We start from the raw sequence: 18670 nt of genomic DNA, 5'->3' as shown, positions 1-18670 counted from the left end.
ACATAGGCTAAAGAGCGGCGCATATCTCGCTCCGCAACATAGAGAAGATCATGACCATTCCGAACAGCTTCCCGATCACGCCAGAACTCGTCGCTTCCCACGGCCTCAAGCCCGACGAATATCAGCGGATCCTGGATCTGATCGGCCGCGAGCCGACCTATACGGAACTCGGTATCTTCTCGGCCATGTGGAACGAGCACTGCTCCTACAAGTCGTCCAAGCGCTGGCTGCGCACGCTGCCCACCAAGGGCCCGCGCGTCATCCAGGGGCCTGGCGAGAACGCCGGCGTGGTCGACATCGATGATGGCGATGTCGTTGTCTTCAAGATGGAGAGCCACAATCATCCGTCCTATATCGAGCCCTACCAGGGTGCGGCGACGGGCGTCGGCGGCATCCTGCGCGACGTCTTCACCATGGGTGCACGGCCGATTGCGGCCATGAACGCCCTGCGTTTCGGCGCTCCTGACCACGCGAAGACAAAACACCTCGTCTCCGGCGTCGTTGCCGGCGTCGGCGGTTACGGCAACTCGTTCGGCGTGCCCACGGTCGGAGGCGAAGTCGAGTTCGACGAACGCTACAATGGCAACATTCTGGTCAACGCCTTCGCAGCCGGTCTTGCTAAGTCCGACGGCATCTTCCTGTCGGAAGCCAAGGGCGTCGGTCTGCCTGTCGTCTATCTCGGCGCGAAGACCGGCCGCGACGGTGTCGGCGGCGCCACGATGGCATCGGCCGAATTCGACGCCGATATCGAGGAGAAGCGCCCAACCGTTCAGGTCGGCGACCCCTTTACCGAAAAGTGCCTGCTCGAAGCCTGCCTCGAGCTGATGAAGACCGGAGCCGTCATCGCCATCCAGGATATGGGTGCCGCCGGCCTCACCTGCTCGGCCGTCGAAATGGGCGCCAAGGGCGGCCTCGGCATCGAACTGCAGCTCGATCAGGTCCCGGTGCGCGAAGAGCGCATGACGGCTTATGAAATGATGCTCTCGGAAAGCCAGGAGCGGATGCTCATGGTGCTGGAGCCTTCGAAGGAAGAAGTCGCCAAGGCGATCTTCGTCAAATGGGGCCTCGATTTCGCAATCGTCGGCAAGACCACGGATGACCTGCGTTTCCGCGTCATCCATCAGGGCGAGGAAGTCGCCAACCTGCCGATCAAGGAACTGGGCGACGAAGCACCGGAATACGACCGTCCCTGGATCCAGCACAACCCGCGCCCTGACATGCCCGCGGCAGACGTTGCAGCCCCGACAGATTACAACGATGCCATTTTGAAGCTGGTCGGCTCTGCCAACCAGTCCAGCCGTCGCTGGGTCTGGGAACAGTATGACACGCTGATCCAGGGCAATTCGCTGCAGCGCCCCGGCGGCGATGCCGGCGTCGTGCGCATCGAGACCCATCCCACCAAGGCGCTGGCCTTCTCGTCTGATGTCACGCCGCGTTATGTCGAGGCGGACCCGTATGAAGGTGGCAAGCAGGCTGTGGCCGAATGCTGGCGCAACATCGTCGCAACCGGCGCCGAGCCGCTCGCGGCCACCGACAACCTCAATTTCGGCAATCCCGAAAAGCCTGAAATCATGGGCCAGCTCGTCGGCGCCATCAAGGGCATCGGCGAAGCCTGCCTCGCCCTCGATTTCCCGATCGTCTCCGGCAACGTGTCGCTCTATAACGAGACCAACGGCGTCGCCATCCTGCCGACCCCGACGATCGCCGGCGTCGGCCTGCTGCCCGACTGGCAGAAGATGGCAAGGATCGGCTCCGCTGGCGACGGCGACGTGCTGATCATGATCGGCACCGATGGTAGCCATCTCGGCTCCTCGATCTACCTGCGCGACATCCTCGGCTCGACAGAAGGTCCAGCACCGACCGTCGATCTTTCCGCCGAACGCCGCAATGGCGACTTCGTGCGCTCGGCGATCCGCAACGGCCATGTCAGCGCCTGCCACGACATCTCCTCCGGTGGCCTCGGTCTCGCACTTGTCGAAATGGCGATGGCGTCGGAAAAGGGCATGACCGTCAGCCTGTCGGAACAGCGCGGACCGGCGCATGCGCTCCTGTTCGGGGAAGATCAGGCGCGTTACGTGATCGCCGTTCCGGCTGACATCGCCAATTTCCTGCAGGCCAATGCCGAAGGTTCAGCCGTGCCCTTCCGCCGCCTCGGCAAGGTCGCCGGCGAACGCGTCGTCATCGATGACATCGTCGACATCACTGTCGAGGATCTCACCATCGCTCACGAGAGCTGGTTCCCCTCGTTCATGGCATGAGGCACGGGTCGGTTGACTTCAACCGATCCAAATCCTCTAGCAATCTGTATTTGAGGTTGTTACCTCTTTGACCGGGAGACTGCTTTCAGGCAGTCTTTCGGTCAAAGCATGCCGCGATATGAGTCTGCGGCCGAAGAAGAGGAAGACACCATGCCCATGCGTCCCGGCGATATCGAAGACATGATCAAAGCCGGAATTCCCGGCGCCAAGGTCACGATCCGCGATCTGGCGGGTGACGGTGACCACTACGCAGCCGAGGTCGTCGCGGACGCGTTCCGCGGCAAGAGCCGCGTCCAGCAGCACCAGATGGTCTACGAAGCGCTGAAGGGCAACATGGGCGGCGTTCTGCACGCCCTGGCACTTCAGACCTCCGCCCCCGCCGAGTAACGAGGCTGCCGGTGCGATGTCCGACCTGATAAAGCAGATCGTTACCAGCGTTGTCGACGATGTCGTCAAGCAGCTTCTGGGCAAGTCGCACGGCCGCACGCCTTCCAAGCGCAAAAAGCGTCAGACGCGCGCCGCTGCATCGGGAAGCACGCGGTCCGCGACCACGGGTAGGTTCACCGGCAAAAAGCCCAGAACGCGATCAAAACTTGCGAAGCCAGCGAAAAAGCAGACGAGCCGCCGGCGCACTGCCACCAGCCGCAGCAAGCAACGCAGCCGATAGCCCTAAGGGGCACGTCATTGGTGGCGTTGCGCGAAGGCAAAAAACAGTTTGACACTTCAAGCGGAATTGCGCTGGAATTAGTAAGGTCACCTTGCTATTTAAGGGGCAAGACACCGCAGCGGTCCTTGAAACCGCGTGTGAAAGGAAAGATCATGAGCGGCATTCACGACTTCATCGCAAACGAAATCAAGACGAACGATGTCGTTCTCTTCCTCAAGGGCACGCCCCAGTTCCCGCAATGCGGCTTCTCCGGCCAGGTCGTCCAGATCCTCGATTACCTCGGGCTCGACTACAAGGGCGTGAATGTTCTTGCCGACGCGGAAATCCGCCAGGGCATCAAGGACTATTCCAACTGGCCGACGATCCCCCAGCTCTACATCAAGGGTGAGTTCGTTGGCGGATGCGATATCGTCCGCGAAATGTTCCAGTCGGGCGAGCTCAAAACCCATATCGAGGAACAGGGCATTACCGTCCGCGCAGCCTGATCCGGCTTGATATACTCTCCAAAATTTTGAAGGCGCCGCTCCCACGGCGCCTTTCCCATTCTTTAGGAAATCCCCCGTGACAAATCCTTCACATCCCGTTGTCCCAAAGCTGCAAGGCATGGGAAGGGCACAATTCATTGCCATGATGGCGGCTCTGATGGCACTCAACGCCCTCGCCATCGATATCATGCTTCCCGGACTACAGCAGATCGGCGCAGCACTCGGCGTCGAGAACGAGAACCATCGACAGTATGTCGTCTCGGCCTATCTGTTCGGCTTCGGCATCGCCCAGCTCTTCTATGGCCCGATCTCCGACCGTTTCGGTCGCCGCACGCCGCTGCTGATCGGTCTTGGCATCTACATTGTCTCAGCGATCGCCGTCGTTTTCGTCCCCTCGTTTGCGGGCCTGCTCATCCTGCGCTTTATCCAGGGCATCGGATCGGCCGCGACACGCGTCATCTCGGTCTCGATCGTCCGCGACGTGTTCGGCGGTCGCGCCATGGCGGAAGTCATGTCTCTGATCATGATGGTGTTCATGATCGTCCCGATCATCGCGCCCGGAACGGGACAGCTCGTGCTGCTGTTTGGTGACTGGCACCTGATCTTCGTCTTCATCGCCGTCGTCGCAATCATTGTCACGATCTGGGTTGCCCGCAAGCTGCCCGAAACGCTGGATCAGGCCGATGTCCGCCCGTTCACGGTAAAGTCCATCGTCGCCGGCTTCCTGATCGTTCTCACCAACCGCATGGCGCTCTGCTACACGCTTGCGAGCACGTTCATCTTCGGCGCCCTGTTCGGCTTCATCAACTCGGCCCAGCAGGTCTATGTCGGCATCTACCAGCTCGGCGTCTGGTTTCCGGTGGCGTTTGCTGCGGTCGCTCTGTTCATGTCGATCTCGGCCTTCCTCAACTCCCGCTGGGTCGGCCGGCTCGGCATGCGTAAGCTGTCGCACGCCGCCATCATCGGCTTCGTCGTGGTCACCTTCCTGTGGCTGAGCGTCCAGTTGCTGTCATCCGAACCGATGCCCTTCCTGCTGTTCCTGGCCTTCTTCGCCATGGCCATGTTCCTGTTCGGCCTGATCGCCTCGAATTTCAATTCGCTGGCAATGGAGCCCCTCGGCCACGTGGCGGGCACCGCGTCCTCGGTCCTCGGCTTCATGGGCACGGTCGGCGGCGCAATCATCGGCGCATCCATCGGCCAGGCCTTCGACGGCACGGCAACCCCGATGGTGGCGGGCTTCTTTACCGTCTCGGTCATCGGCCTGATCTTCGTGCTGATCGGCGAAAAGGGAAAGCTCTTCCGGCCCCATAACCACAAGGCCTGACGGTCCATCACGTCAGCGCGAAAAAAGGCCGGAGCGATCCGGCCTTTTTCGGTTCCGCTTTGTCTCGAAGGGTCGGTCAGGTAGAGGGCGAATTGACACTCTAACGGAGAGAGTCAGCTTTCGGCCGATAACGGACATTGCGACAACAATCAGATCGCATAGTATTCAGTTACGTCTGTGACTGACTGGGAAGAAACTATGCCTTTAGGGTTGATAGCTTTGCTGCCTTGTATCGCAATCATCACATTCACCTTGATCGTTCGCCAAGGTTTCCCGACATGGATGTCTCTGCTGGTTGTTGGAGCAGCACTAGGCCTCGCTCTGTCACCTCTTCGCCTTGGAGTAGCTCAGTCCTGTCGGATCGATGAAAGTGAGTGTGTCGGGGCGACCGCAGTCTACTATTTAGTCCTCGCACTATGGACACCCTTTGTTATCGTATTTCTGGGCCGCATAATCGTTGTAAATCGAGCGAAGCAATAGTGCTGCACATCGCAAGCGGCCGGCGCCGTTCTATGTCCGCAACCGGCCGGCAGCAGTCATTCGGGTTGTTGAAATTTATGCTTCCTTGCGCTGATACTTGATCAAGCTTGAATACGTTCTACCTCCGCAATTGGCGCAAAGCTGCCGAGGTCGGCTGTCGGCCCAATGCGGCCCAAGCAGTCAATTGAGTTGGTGAAATTTATACATCCCTTACTTTCTCCATCGAGTATGGAGAAGACCGAGGCTGCTCAAGTCAACCTGTCTCTCTGTGATAGAGCGGCGTGCCTTCAAGATCGGCGTTAAGGAGCCGCTGGAGTTCTGTTAGGCTTTCTCGCACGTGCGAGGTTGCCACAGGGTCCAATCGCAGTTGGTTCTCGTATCCAGACTTCAGCATCAATTGCACAAGATCGCGCAATTCAGCCTTGTCGGCGTCGGCGACTTCGGTGAGGTCACCATGGTTGTATCCATAATCATAGCTCTGCTTGAACTTGATGAGAAAGGGCCGAGAACCGGCGCTCTCGATCCACCAGTCGATCATATCTAGGACGATGCTACGCCTTAAGCTCCAAACTTCGTCTGTCTTTCTGAACCTGAAAACGCTCAAAACACGAGACCCTTATAGCAGCGCTGCCAACAACGTCCATGGCACTAGATGCATCGATCCCAATCCGCAAGTCATCACTATGGGGGCAGCCTAGAATACTTACCATTTAACGAATACCTTCTATTGGCGCAAAGCTGCCGAGGTCGGCTTCGGCTCAGAGCTGACTTTCATCAGGGCGTTCGATGTCTTTCCCTTCGTGTCCAAACGCCCTTATCACAGCTATCTCTCCCACGATGGCTTGGTTGAAGCTCTCAACGTCTTCAGCCGGTATCCAGTATTCTCTCAACGCTTGGCCCCCGGCCTCTTGAGGCGCGTAGGAAGCCAGAAACGTTTTGAGAACTTCGAAGCGGGTGACATAGCCTGCGCCGTCGCGACTGACATTCCAATCCCTTGCGATCCGAATGGCGTAGTCTTCGGAAAGGACCGGATAGAAGATGGGTTGGTCGGGTAGTCGGGGCGGAAATGCCTTCATGCCACTCTGCTTTATCAACTCCAACTCGACCGGACCTACAGATCGCCAAAGGGTTACTTTTTCCATCGCTATCTCCGCAAGAACGCTTGATCTCGTAGCTCTACACGAGGCTTCAGGTATTACGAAAGTCCGCTTCTGGCGCAACGCTGCCGAAGACGCCTTTCGGCCCGTTGCGGACATAAAACGGCGCCGCGAGATTGGTTTGCTTTGCCTTCACCACCCGCGAAAAGCTCGGGGGGTTAGCGCGCCTAAGGCATACGTTGCCCCGATGCGTTTCCGCAACAGCGCTACTCAGCTTTGCTGGTCAGCAATTCGTCGAGCTGGTCCAACTGCTCGGGCAATGCGACCGCCGAGCCCTGCAGGGCCTCCTCAAGCACCTCCTTGGACGGATAGACCTCGTGGAAACGCAACAGCGTCATTCCGCCCTGGTCCTCGAGGCTCACGGTCGTGACCGCGCCCTCTTCGCCCTCGTCGTTGGTCCAGACAATGCGCTCGTTCGGTACGACCTCGAGATACTTGCCATAAAAGGCCATGGTATCGGAATCGCCGCCAGCACCGAATTCCAGCCGATACTTGCCGCCGGTACGCACGTCCATGTCGCACGATACGAGCGATAGGCCGGGGACCGATTTTGGCACCCACCAAGCCCGGAAGATCTCGGGCTCACTCCACGCCCTGAAAACGGCAATCGGCGGCGCATTGAATGTCCGCGTGACGACCAATTCGCGATCGCCCCTGCGCTCCAATGATGTCACGTCAACTTGCTGATTCATCGGTTACCTCCCGTTGCATGGTACTGATGAGTTCATTCAATGGTTCGAAGCGGGCCTCGAAAAGCTTTCGATGCGCCTCTACGCACTCGGCCTCCGCCTCAAGTCCGTGTCTCGCAAGCCTGCAGGTTCTCACCCGTCGGATCTACTCGGTGACAACGAGCCCCGCTCGTTCGAGAACCTGGATATGCTTCCGCATGCCGCCTTCCGGCACCAAAATACACGAGGGTTCAACGAGGACAACGGAGTTGGCTTACGGTGTCGTTTCGCCCTCTACTGGGACCGACCCCTTGAAGGCTCAGTCGCCGATGAGTTCGCGGCGCAGCATCTGCCAGCTGTCCTTGCAGGTCGCGACCAGCAGCCCGCCATCCACGTGGTTCGGCAGGTAAGCGGATCCGTCGAAGCGCGCCGCATAACCGCCGGCCTCCGTGGCAATCAGGGTGCCCGCCAGATGATCCCAAGGCATGAGCTTGTTGTAGAGAAGGTATTGCACGTGCCCGCCGGCAAAGGTGCGATACTCGTGCGCGGCACATCGATAGTTGGCAAAGAAACGCACCTTCGCCAGGTTGGCCAGCAGCCGCTCTCTTTCCTCGCCGAAGAAATACCCGGGTGACGCCATTCCGACCATGTCGCCGATCGGTGTCGCTTCCGCGACCGCAAGGCGCACCGCGTCGCCGTCAGGACGGCGCAGGAAGGCGCCTGCGCCCTTTTCCGCCATCACCCAGTCGTCACCCATCGGATCGTAGATGATGCCGGCCACCGTTTCGCCTTTCCAGACGACAGAGGCCATGACACCGAAGGCAGGAATGCCGGAGGCGAAGTTGAACGTGCCATCGACAGGATCGACGACGATCGCGAAATCCGAACCTGCGAGCTTGCCAAGCAGCGACGGATCGGCGGCCACCGATTCTTCGCCGACAAACAGAGCATCAGGCGCCAGCGCTTCGAGCTCGCGGCGGATCAGACGCTCGGCAGCCTCGTCCGCTTCGGTCACAAGATCCGACGGCTCGCTTTTGGAACGCACGTCGCCGCTTCCAAGCCGCCGGAACCGCGGCAGGATCTCTTCCTTCGCCGCAAGGCGCAGGATGTCGGCAAGCTTGGCTATATCGAGCGGCATGGTCATCGTGTGAGATCCTGCGGTGGCGGGAGCAGCTTGTTGGGGATCAGGCGGCGGGGTTGGCGCTGAGGCCGGAGAAGTCGAACATTTTCGGGTCAAGCAGGTGCGATGGGTTCACATGCGCCAGTGCCCGCAGCATCGTGTCCTTGCGCCCCGGCATGCGCGTCTCGATATCGGCAAGCATGGCTTTCATCGCATTGCGCTGCAGCCCGTCCTGCGAGCCACAGAGGTCGCACGGGATGATCGGGAATTCCATGGCGGCAGAAAATTTCGCCAGATCGTCCTCGGCGCAATAGGCGAGCGGCCGCAGCACCATCACGTCGCCTTCGTCGTTCAGAAGCTTTGCCGGCATGCCGGCAAGCCGTCCACCGTGAAAGAAGTTCATGAAGAAGGTTTCGAGAATATCCTCCCGGTGATGCCCGAGAACCAGCGCGTCGCAACCCTCTTCACGGGCGACCCGGTAGAGATTACCGCGCCGCAGCCGTGAACAGAGCGCGCAGTAGGTTCCGCCCGCAGGCACCTTTTCCTTCACGATCGAATAGGTATCGCGATACTCGATCCGGTGCTTGACGCCGATCGAGGTGAGATAGTCCGGCAGGATGTGTTTGGGGAAATTCGGCTGTCCCTGATCGAGATTGCAGGCAAGCAGCTCGACCGGAAGCAGGCCGCGCCACTGCAGATCGAGCAGAATGGCGAGAAGCGAATAGCTGTCCTTGCCGCCGGACAGGCCGACCAGCCAGCGTTTCTGATCTTTCAGCATGCCGAAATCGTCGAATGCCTGACGAACCTGCCGCAGCAGCCGCTTGCGCAACTTGTTGAACGAGACCGAACTCGGCGCATCCCTGAATAGGGACGGCACGAGGCCATCCACGACCTCGTCGATCTCATCCGGTATTGTTGCGTTCAATCCCATGTCCAAACCTCATGTGAAACGGGCGGCCAGTGGCCGCCCGATCATTCCAACTCTCAGGCGCCGAGCGCGGCCGCCACGGCTTCCAGCGCTTCATTGGCCTTGGCACCGTCAGGGCCACCGGCCTGCGCCATATCCGGCCGTCCGCCGCCGCCCTTGCCGCCGAGCGCTGCAGAGGCGATCCGCACCAGATCGACAGCACTGAAGCGACCGATAAGATCAGGCGTCACCGCCACGACCGCACTTGCCTTGCCGTCTTCAGAAACGCCAATCAGGGTCACGACGCCGGAACCGAGCGTGGCCTTGCCTTCGTCCGCGAGCCCCTTCAGGTCCTTCGCGTCGATGCCGGCCAGTGCCTTGCCCATGAACTTGATGCCCGCGATATCACGAATGTCGTCCGCAGAACCACCCTGCTGTCCGCCACCCATGGCGAGCCGGCGCTTGGCGTCTGCCAGTTCCTTCTCGAGCTTGCGACGCTCGTCGATCAGCGCCTCGACACGGGAAACGAGCTCACCGGGCTGAACCTTCAGCGCACCCGACAGCGTCTTCACGCGCTCATCCTGCTCAGCGAGATAGGCACGCGCTGCATCCCCCGTCACCGCTTCGACGCGGCGAACACCGGCGCCGACGGCGCTTTCGGAGAGAATGCGCACGAGGCCGATATCGCCCGTCGCGTTGACATGCGTCCCGCCGCAGAGTTCGATCGAATAAGGCTTGCCGGCCTTCGGCCCATCGACAGCCTTGCCCATCGAGACGACACGAACTTCATCGCCGTATTTCTCGCCGAACAATGCCATTGCACCCTCGGCAATCGCATCGTCGACGCTCATCAGGCGCGTCGTGACCTGCGCGTTCTGCAGGATGATGGCGTTGGCCATATCCTCGACGACCTGCAATTCCTCTGACGACATCGGCTTCGGATGCGACACGTCGAACCGCAGACGCTCAGGAGCGACCAGCGAGCCCTTCTGCGCCACGTGTGTGCCGAGCACTTCCCGCAGGGCTTCATGCAGCAGATGCGTCGCGGAATGGTTCGAGCGCAAGCGCGAACGGCGGGCGTGATCGACGGCGAGGATGACCGCGTCGCCAGCCTTCAACGTGCCCTCGGTCACGGTTGCGATATGGACAAACAGCCCCTCGCCCCGCTTCTGGACGTCGGTCACTTCAAGCTTGGCGTGGTCGGTCGAGATCAAACCGGCATCGCCCATCTGGCCGCCGGATTCACCGTAGAACGGCGTCTGGCTCACGACGATTTGGACGGCATCGCCGCTCGAGGCACTGTCGATGGCCTTGCCATCCTTGACAATCGCCTGGACGACGCCTTCGGCAGTCTCGGTGTCATAGCCGAGGAATTCGGTGGCGCCGAACTTTTCCTTGATTTCGAACCAGACGGTTTCGGTCGCCTTGTCGCCGGAGCCTGCCCAATGCGAGCGGGCTTCCGCCTTCTGGCGTTCCATCGCATCGGTAAAGCCGGAGAGATCGACGCCGATTTCGCGGGCGCGGAGCGCGTCCTGCGTCAGGTCGAGCGGGAAACCGTAGGTGTCGTAAAGCTTGAACGCCGTCTCGCCGTCGAGCATGTCGCCCTTGTCGAGCGTGCTGGTCGCGTCCGAAAGCAGCGACAAACCACGTTCGAGCGTCTTGAGGAAGCGGGTTTCCTCGAGCTTCAGCGTTTCCGCGGTCAGCGCCTCGGCGCGCACCAGTTCCGGATAGGCGCGGCCCATTTCCTGCACCAGCGTCGGCAGCAGCTTGTACATGACCGGTTCTTTGGCACCGAGCAGCTGCGCATGGCGCATGGCGCGGCGCATGATGCGGCGAAGCACGTAACCACGGCCTTCGTTGGATGGCAGCACGCCGTCGGCAATCAGGAACGCGGACGAACGCAGATGGTCGGCGATGACGCGGTGGCTGGCACTGCCCTGGGCCTTCACGCTCAGGACATCCTCGATCGTTCCGATCAGCGTCTGGAACAGGTCGGTGTCGAACACACTCTGCTTGCCCTGCAGGACACAGGCCATGCGCTCGAGACCCATGCCGGTATCGATCGACGGGCGCGGCAGCAGCGTACGCTCGCCAAGAGCGGTCTGCTCGTACTGCATAAACACGAGGTTCCAGAATTCGAGAAAGCGGTCGCCGTCTTCTTCAGGCGAGCCCGGAGGTCCACCCCAGACATTTTCGCCCTGGTCGATAAAGATTTCCGAGCACGGACCGCAGGGGCCGGTATCGCCCATCTGCCAGAAATTGTCGGAGGTGGGAATGCGGATGATCTTGTCGTCGGAAATGCCGGCGATCTTCTTCCACAGCGTCGCAGCTTCCTCGTCTTCCGAATAGACGGTGACCAGCAACCGGTGCTTGGGCAGATCGAACCCTTCGGTAACCAGCTTCCAGGCAAGCTCTATCGCGTTTTCCTTGAAGTAGTCGCCAAACGAGAAGTTGCCGAGCATTTCGAAGAAGGTGAGATGGCGGGCGGTGTAACCGACATTGTCGAGGTCGTTGTGCTTGCCACCGGCGCGCACGCATTTCTGGGAGGTGGTGGCCGTGGTGTAGGGGCGCTTTTCAAGACCGGTAAAGACGTTCTTGAACTGCACCATACCGGCATTGGTAAACATCAGCGTCGGGTCATTGCGCGGCACAAGCGGGGACGAGGACACAACCTCGTGGCCGTTCATTTGGAAATAGTCGAGAAACGTCGACCGGATTTCATTCACGCCGCTCATGCTAAGCCCTTTTTATCGCCGGGTGCGATGCTGTTATTCGAAGACGAAAGGCTTGTATCGTCCGCGTTCCCGACTGTCCAGCCACAGCACCCCTAATCATCCCAAACCCGCCCGAAACGCAGACCGGCCGCGCATCTCGTAGATGGCGGCCGGCAAGATTTGAAAACCGGAAAACACCGGTGAATATCAGCGTCAGGATGCCCTAGATCGACATCCCAACCCAGGTCCGATCAAGGGTCCGGGGCCTGGTCGCCGTCATTGGCATCAGGACCGCCATTCTGCAGGAACTTGTCCGCGATCAGACCGGCGTTCTGGCGCAGCGACGTCTCGATTTCACGCGCCACTTCCGGGTTGTCTCGCAGGAACGACTTCGCGTTCTCGCGGCCCTGACCGAGACGCTGGCTGTTGTAGGAGAACCAGGCACCCGACTTCTCGACGATCCCTGCCTTGACGCCGAGATCAACGAGCTCGCCGGTCTTGGAAACGCCCTCGCCATACATGATGTCGAATTCGACCTGCTTGAAGGGAGGCGCCATCTTGTTCTTGACGACCTTGACGCGTGTCTGGTTGCCGACGACTTCTTCGCGTTCCTTGACCTGGCCGATGCGGCGAATGTCGAGACGAACGGACGCGTAGAATTTTAGCGCGTTACCGCCTGTCGTCGTTTCCGGCGAACCGAACATCACGCCGATCTTCATGCGGATCTGGTTGATGAAGATCACCATCGTCTTCGACTTGGAGATCGACGCTGTCAGCTTGCGCAGTGCCTGGCTCATCAGACGGGCCTGAAGACCCGGCAGGCTGTCGCCCATTTCGCCTTCGATTTCGGCACGCGGCGTCAATGCCGCAACCGAGTCGATGACGAGAACGTCGACAGCACCGGAACGCACCAGCGTATCGGTGATCTCAAGCGCCTGCTCACCGGTGTCCGGCTGCGAGATCAGGAGGTTATGCAGATCGACGCCGAGCTTGCGGGCATAAACCGGATCGAGTGCGTGTTCCGCGTCAACGAAGGCGCAAACACCGCCACCCTTCTGAGCCTCGGCAATGGTCTGCAGGGCAAGCGTTGTCTTGCCCGAGCTTTCCGGACCATAGATTTCGACGATACGGCCCTTCGGCAGACCGCCGATGCCGAGCGCAATATCGAGGCTCAGGGAACCGGTGGAAACTGTCTCGATCTCGACGATGCTATCGTTCGAGCCAAGCTTCATGATCGATCCCTTACCGAAGGATCGTTCGATCTGTGAGAGTGCTGCTTCGAGCGCCTTGCTCTTGTCCACGCCTTTATCCTCTACGAGCCGCAATGAATTCTGTGCCATGAGGTCCCACCTTTAGGTTATTGCCGCCACGCAAGCAATGAAGCAGCCGATGGACATCGTGTACTCTTTTTGTTCTCATCAATCAAGAGGCTTTTATCAGCTTGATTGAACTGCGTTATCGCGATTTCGTTCCCGGAGCGTTCTCGCGCGCATAATCTGTGGAAAATCAGGCGTTAAAGCAAGAAGCCTCGCGGTTCGACGGACGAATCGCGAGGCTCCATAAAGGTTGACAAGCGGATCAGAAAATCAGTCCGAGTCGAGCATCTCGCGAACCGCAACGGCAAGCTGCTTCAGCGAAAACGGCTTGGGCAGAAAACCGAACTTCGCATCGGCCGGCAGGTTGCGCGCAAACGCGTCCTCCGCGTATCCGGAGACGAAGATGAACTTCAGATCCGGATAGGATTTCCGCAGTTCCGTCAGAAGCGTCGGCCCGTCCATCTCAGGCATGACAACGTCGGAAACGACGATATCAACCTTGCCTTCGAGCTCGTCCATGATGTCGAGTGCTTCGACGCCGGATCCCGCTTCGTGCACGGTATAACCGCGCGTTTCCAGCATCCGCTTGCCGCCCCGGCGAACCGCTTCTTCATCTTCCACCAGCAGCACGACCGCGGACTTGCCGGTGAGATCCATGTCCTCCGCCGGCGCTTTCAAAGCCACAGGCTGTGCGGCTGCTCGAGCTGCAGCCTCTGCGGCCTCCGGCGTGATAACAGGTATTTCCGGAATGTGGCGAGGCAGGAACAGCCGGAAACTCGTTCCGCGACCGACTTCCGATTCCGGATAGATATAGCCGCCGGACTGTTTGATGATGCCGTAGACCATCGAAAGGCCGAGACCTGTCCCCTTGCCCACTTCCTTGGTGGTGAAGAACGGCTCGAAGATCTTGTCCATGATCTCGGGCGGAATGCCGGTACCGCTGTCGGCAACCTCGACCATGACGAGATCTTCCGCCGGCAGATCGGCCTGATGGAAGGCGGCGGTTTCCTCGGCCGTCACATTGCGGGTCTTGATCAGGATCGTGCCGCCCTGCGGCATCGCATCGCGCGCGTTGACGCAGAGGTTGATGAGAACCTGCTCGAACTGCGACAGGTCGGTACGCACCGGCCACAGGTCACGCCCATAGTCGACGTCGAGCTTGACGTTGGTGCCGGAGATCAGCCGGTCGACCAGCATGCGCAGGTCGCCCACCACGTCGGTCAGGTTCAACACCGCCGGCCGCATCGTCTGCTTGCGCGAGAAGGCAAGCAACTGGCGAACCAGAACGGCGGCCCGGTTGGCGTTGCGCTTGATTTCCATCAGGTCGGCAAAGCTCGCGTCGGATGGCCGCGCCTGCAGAAGCAGGTGATCGGAGGATAGAAGGATTGCCGTCAGCACGTTGTTGAAATCGTGCGCAATGCCGCCTGCAAGCGTTCCCACCGCGTTCAGCTTCTGGGTCTGCGCCATCTGCGTCTCGAGCGCCTTTTGCTCGGTCGTCTCGACGGAATAGATGATGGCCGCCTCTTCCGGCGCTTCGTCGCTCTCGTCGATCACCGCATTGACGTAGAAACGCAGATAGCGGGTCTCGTCGCCCGGATGCCGCGAATCGATTGGAGTGATGTCGCCCTGCCGGTCGCGTGCGGCAGCAAGCGCCGCCATCAGCTGATCGCGGGTCGTCTCGTGCGCGATACGCTCCAGCGACGCACCGCTTTCCACGTCGTCGCGGGTCAGAACCCCGGCGAACAGTCGCAGGAACGGCGCATTGATGCGCAGGATCCGGCCTTCGCCATCAACGGACGCAATGGCCATCGGCGTGTTGTTGAAAAAGCGCGTGAAACGCATTGCCGACGCGGATTGATCGGTGTCCTCACCATGCGGCCGGTTGATTACGACACTGCGGCTTTCGCCGGGCGCACCGTCGCGCATGGAGCTGACGCTGTGAACAAGTCGCACCGGCAGGCTCTGGCCGTTGGCACGGCGCAGGTCGAGATCGAGCGTTTCCGTACGCTTCAGACCTGGCGCCGGCTGAACCGATTGGATCAGCGCCATGCCCTCGCCCGCCACGAGATCGTCGATCGTCATCGATCCAGGAGAAAACTTGGTCAGATCGAGACCCAGCCATTCAGCCAGCGTGGCGTTGAGATAGAAGATCTCGCCCTTCTTGCCCGCGGAAAAGAACCCGACCGGCGCATGGTCGAGGTAGTCGATGGCGTTTTGCAGTTCGCGAAAGAAACGCTCCTGGTCCGACCGTTCCGAGGTCGTGTCGGTAATCTGCCAGATGTCGAGCTGCGCCTTGTTGTTTCCCGAACCCGCCAGAAGGCCGGCCTTCAGCCTGTACCAGAAGGCGCCCGCACCATTCTCTCCAACGACGGCAGTGCCCGTGCTGCGGCCAAGCGGCTGCAGCAGGCGGAATTCTTCATGACCCTCGCGGCCGTCCCGCAGCGCGGATGTCAGCCTGTAAAGCGCCTCGTTGGATTCGCGCGACTTGGACAGAAGCGTTTCAAGGGATTGGATATCGCTCTTTTTCGTCGCACCGGTCATCCGACCATAGGCAGCGTTCGCGTAGACGATGCGACCCTTGATGTCCGTGATCAGGATACCGTCCGGATGGCCGGCCAAGAAAGCGCGGGCGAGATCGTCGGACCGCGATTGCGGCATGACTTCCACGAGGCCTATCATCGAAGAGACGAGGAAAAATATGCCGACCATGGCAAGGATGCCCAGCAGGCCGAGCACAATCTCATTGTCGAGTGCCTGCTGAAAAACCACAAAAGCGACTGCAACGCCCAGCAGCACCAGCGCCAGAAGCACGATCCGAAGAATGGTTCCACCCCGCGTCTTACGCTCGACCAGTGGGGTCTCGTAGTTGCCGCCCTGCTGCAACTTCGTCATCAATCCCTCGCATTTCGCAACGGCCGACTGCCGAAGCCATCCTACTGCGGCCGTCATGCTCCACGGAGCCGAAAACCCTATGATTCCTTCTTAGCAAGTTGTCGGCGACGCAAAAAGCTCCGTTGTGCCAGAAAACCCGGGACAGTGAAGACTTGTGCCCTATCTTTCCTCTCCGAAGTGATGTTTTCCATCAAGACAGCATCGCAGCACCCCTTGATCGAAGCGAAAATTGTCGTCTTTTCAAATGTGACGATTGGCATGAGGAGTATCAGCATATGGCCGAAGAACTGATGGGCGCCTATGGCAGCCGGATGGTTATCGCGGTCCTCGGTGTCGGCATTGGGCTTCTTTTCCTGTTCGGCATCTTGTGGATGCTGCGCGGTCGCAATGGACCGTCGCCGTTCGTCCGCGGGGGACGCAACCGCAATCCGCGGCTGCAGGTGCTGGATGCGGCAGCCGTCGATGCACGTCGCCGCCTCGTGCTGATCCGCCGCGACGGCGTGGAGCACCTCGTCATGATCGGCGGGCCGACCGATATCGTGATCGAAACCGGCATCGCGACGAACTCGCCCTCACAGCCATCCGTCCTTGAAAGCGCGCCTTCTGAACCACGTCCCGCACTTGCCCAGAGGCAGCGTCCGGACCCTCGCCCGGCAGCTCTGCCGGAGGCCGAACGGCCTGAGCCCATGCGGGAGATTTCTGTGCGCGACGACACCCCGCGTGCGAAGCCACCACTCGCGACCCAGCCATCTCCCATTCCCGCTCGCCCTGTGAGCCCGGTATCCCGGTCGGAGCCGACGCCGACTGCGTCCGTATCGCCACCCGCCCCGCAGCGACTGGATCCGCCGGCAAGACAATCCGCCCCCGAGCCACAGCGTCCGGCACCGACCGTCGTCATCCCGGCAACGGTTTCGACAGCCGCTGGCGTTGCCGCAGCGCCGATCGCCGCGGCAGCGATCACGGCGATCCCGCAGCCTGCACCATCCAGGGTCGACGATGCGGCAAACGCGCTTGAAGCCGCGCGCAGTCGGGTTCTTGCTCACGCCGAGCCCGACCAGCCGACAGAACCGTCGCGCGTTGTCCCGATCAATCCTGAGGACCTCTCGACCGGCGGACAGCCGGCCCTCGAAAAGCCGAAGATGCTCGGGAGCGATTTCGAGAAAATTCTGGAAGAGGAAATGGCACAAAACCTTGCGGCGCGGGAAAACGCCGGCCGCGAGACGATCGCGGTACCAGCACCAAGCCGCCAGTTGCCGCAGCGCGATCCTGCTGTCGCACCGATTACCGGCGCGACTGCCGAGCCATCACTTCAGGACGAAGTCGCCCGTATATTTGGGGAAATGTCCGCCACGCGCGATAAATGACATGCAGGGCCGCGGGCTTTGCACGTATCCATGACATCAAACGACAAAAGGCACGGTTTCCCGTGCCTTTTGTCGTTTCTGCCGTAGACCATGCGTCAAGCAGAAATCATTCGTCGCGATAGACCTTTTCGCGACGCTCGTGCCGCTCCTGGGCCTCGATCGACAGGGTTGCGATCGGCCGGGCGTCAAGACGCTTCAGTCCGATTGGCTCGCCGGTTTCTTCGCAATAGCCATAGGTCCCGTCGTCGATGCGCTGCATCGCCGCGTCGATCTTGGAGATCAACTTGCGCTGCCGGTCACGGGCACGAAGCTCGATGGCTCTATCGGTTTCCGAAGATGCGCGATCGGCCAGATCGGGATGGTTGGCACTTTCCTCTGCCAGATGATCCAGAGTCTCCCGCGCCTCCCGCAGGATATCGTTTCTCCAGGCCGTCAGTTTTGCCCGGAAATACGCCTTCTGGTTTGCATTCATGAACTCGTCGGTTTCCGAGAGTACATAATTGCTAAGATCGATCTTCTCACTCAACGCGATTCTCCTGAAGAACATCTCGTGGCCGCTCTATATCGCTTTGGTTGTTCCGGTTCAAGCCTTCCGCTCGTTATTGAGGCAATTTTAAAATTGTCACAAAAATCAGCTAAATGACTATTTTCTATGCTTTAATCGACTTCGGTTGAAACCGGTTCCTGGGCAGCGCAACTGGCAATCATGGCGCAGGCGTGGTTGAAGTTCCGAAGTCACGGAATTACCGTCCAGGCGGTCAAAGGAGAATGAAATGGCGTCTTTCACCGATATGCCGACACTCGCGCCGCCGCCGTCACGCATCTACCTTCTCCGGCACGGCCGGGCGGCCAACCCGGAACAGGGTCAGAGAGATTTCGATCGAACACTGACGACGGACGGTTTCGCCGAAGCGGAAATCGTTGCCGACAAGGCGGCGGACCGTCGCTACCGCCCCGACGCTGTTATCAGTTCGACGGCTATGCGTTGCCGCCAGACTGCGGAGGCGGTGCGCCGCGCAATCAGCGAAACCATCGAGCCCGAATTCATCGACGAGGTCTACAACGGATCGGTCGGCACCTATCTCGCGCTGATTTTTACCAGCGACCGCAGCGGATCGGTGATGCTCGTCGGGCATAACCCGACGATCGAGGACGTGTTCGGGGAACTGATCGGAAAAGAGCATGCAGCCCGCGCCCTGCCCTCAGGGTATCCGACGGCAGGCCTTGCTGTCATCGATCACGCAGGCCGAAGCGACGGCTCGCGACCCGCATGGAACCTGACAGATTTCATCACGCCGTGACCACAGATTCCAAGGCA

15 protein-coding genes and 1 pseudogene are annotated in these 18670 nt (G+C 60.2%); 6 read left to right on the top strand and 10 right to left on the bottom strand.

The window, feature by feature from the left end:
- Nucleotides 1–50: 50 nt before the first annotated feature.
- The 4 genes from purL (at nt 51) to AC0JZ8_RS13500 (ending at nt 4734) form a co-directional block, all read left to right on the top strand.
- On the top strand, nt 51–2258 hold the full coding sequence (gene purL, locus AC0JZ8_RS13515) for a phosphoribosylformylglycinamidine synthase subunit PurL (protein ID WP_113165595.1): 2208 nt from the start codon (nt 51–53) through the stop codon (nt 2256–2258).
- A 150-nt stretch (nt 2259–2408) separates the two neighbouring features.
- A complete protein-coding gene (locus AC0JZ8_RS13510) occupies nt 2409–2645 on the top strand; it encodes a BolA family protein (RefSeq protein ID WP_062581431.1) in 237 nt (78 codons plus the stop codon).
- Between the two features lie 432 nt (nt 2646–3077).
- Complete coding sequence (gene grxD, locus AC0JZ8_RS13505) at nt 3078–3410, top strand: Grx4 family monothiol glutaredoxin (protein ID WP_062456655.1); 333 nt, start codon at nt 3078–3080, stop codon at nt 3408–3410.
- A 118-nt stretch (nt 3411–3528) separates the two neighbouring features.
- On the top strand, nt 3529–4734 hold the full coding sequence (locus AC0JZ8_RS13500; protein ID WP_062456653.1) for a multidrug effflux MFS transporter: 1206 nt from the start codon (nt 3529–3531) through the stop codon (nt 4732–4734).
- Nucleotides 4735–5467: 733 nt separating this feature from the next.
- On the opposite strand, the gene AC0JZ8_RS13495 is transcribed toward AC0JZ8_RS13500, so the two are convergent.
- The 9 genes and pseudogenes from AC0JZ8_RS13495 to cckA all read right to left on the bottom strand — a co-directional run bounded on the left by AC0JZ8_RS13495 (nt 5468) and on the right by cckA (nt 15988).
- Nucleotides 5468–5752: a hypothetical protein gene (locus AC0JZ8_RS13495; protein ID WP_192076947.1), complete on the bottom strand. Its 285-nt coding sequence runs from the start codon at nt 5750–5752 to the stop codon at nt 5468–5470.
- Nucleotides 5753–5972: 220 nt separating this feature from the next.
- Nucleotides 5973–6356: an ADP-ribosylation/crystallin J1 gene (locus tag AC0JZ8_RS13490; RefSeq protein ID WP_192076948.1), complete on the bottom strand. Its 384-nt coding sequence runs from the start codon at nt 6354–6356 to the stop codon at nt 5973–5975.
- Nucleotides 6357–6577: 221 nt separating this feature from the next.
- Nucleotides 6578–7063 (bottom strand): SRPBCC family protein, encoded by a 486-nt coding sequence (locus AC0JZ8_RS13485; protein WP_471892716.1) that lies wholly within the window; start codon nt 7061–7063, stop codon nt 6578–6580.
- Nucleotides 7047–7262: pseudogene (locus AC0JZ8_RS13480) on the bottom strand (ArsR family transcriptional regulator); the annotation flags it as partial. The gene AC0JZ8_RS13485 and the pseudogene AC0JZ8_RS13480, both read right to left, overlap by 17 nt.
- Before the next feature lie 96 nt (nt 7263–7358).
- Nucleotides 7359–8183 carry an inositol monophosphatase family protein gene (locus AC0JZ8_RS13475; protein WP_471892715.1) on the bottom strand — a complete coding sequence of 275 codons (825 nt, stop codon included), beginning with the start codon at nt 8181–8183 and terminating at the stop codon, nt 7359–7361.
- Nucleotides 8184–8223: 40 nt separating this feature from the next.
- Nucleotides 8224–9090: a tRNA 2-thiocytidine(32) synthetase TtcA gene (ttcA, locus tag AC0JZ8_RS13470; protein ID WP_471892714.1), complete on the bottom strand. Its 867-nt coding sequence runs from the start codon at nt 9088–9090 to the stop codon at nt 8224–8226.
- Between the two features lie 53 nt (nt 9091–9143).
- Entirely contained in the window at nt 9144–11801 is a 2658-nt protein-coding gene (gene alaS, locus AC0JZ8_RS13465; protein WP_471892713.1) for an alanine--tRNA ligase, read from the bottom strand.
- Nucleotides 11802–12031: 230 nt separating this feature from the next.
- Nucleotides 12032–13120: a recombinase RecA gene (gene recA, locus AC0JZ8_RS13460; RefSeq protein ID WP_062456635.1), complete on the bottom strand. Its 1089-nt coding sequence runs from the start codon at nt 13118–13120 to the stop codon at nt 12032–12034.
- Between the two features lie 246 nt (nt 13121–13366).
- Nucleotides 13367–15988: a cell cycle histidine kinase CckA gene (gene cckA / locus AC0JZ8_RS13455; protein WP_471892712.1), complete on the bottom strand. Its 2622-nt coding sequence runs from the start codon at nt 15986–15988 to the stop codon at nt 13367–13369.
- A gap of 275 nt (nt 15989–16263) precedes the next feature.
- On the opposite strand from cckA, the gene AC0JZ8_RS13450 reads away from it, so the two are divergent.
- Nucleotides 16264–17352 carry a flagellar biosynthetic protein FliO gene (locus AC0JZ8_RS13450; RefSeq protein WP_471892711.1) on the top strand — a complete coding sequence of 363 codons (1089 nt, stop codon included), beginning with the start codon at nt 16264–16266 and terminating at the stop codon, nt 17350–17352.
- Between the two features lie 106 nt (nt 17353–17458).
- On the opposite strand, the gene dksA is transcribed toward AC0JZ8_RS13450, so the two are convergent.
- Nucleotides 17459–17878 (bottom strand): RNA polymerase-binding protein DksA, encoded by a 420-nt coding sequence (dksA, locus tag AC0JZ8_RS13445; RefSeq protein WP_062456626.1) that lies wholly within the window; start codon nt 17876–17878, stop codon nt 17459–17461.
- A gap of 265 nt (nt 17879–18143) precedes the next feature.
- Between dksA and AC0JZ8_RS13440 the strand changes: the two genes are divergently transcribed.
- Nucleotides 18144–18653, top strand: a complete 510-nt coding sequence (locus tag AC0JZ8_RS13440; RefSeq protein WP_062458026.1) for a SixA phosphatase family protein — start codon at nt 18144–18146, stop codon at nt 18651–18653.
- Nucleotides 18654–18670: the final 17 nt, after the last annotated feature.

It is taken from the genome of Velazquezella soli, from assembly GCF_977018685.1.
The sequence above is the reverse complement of the archived record's forward strand: the minus strand, read 5'-3'. Positions and strand labels throughout refer to the sequence as shown.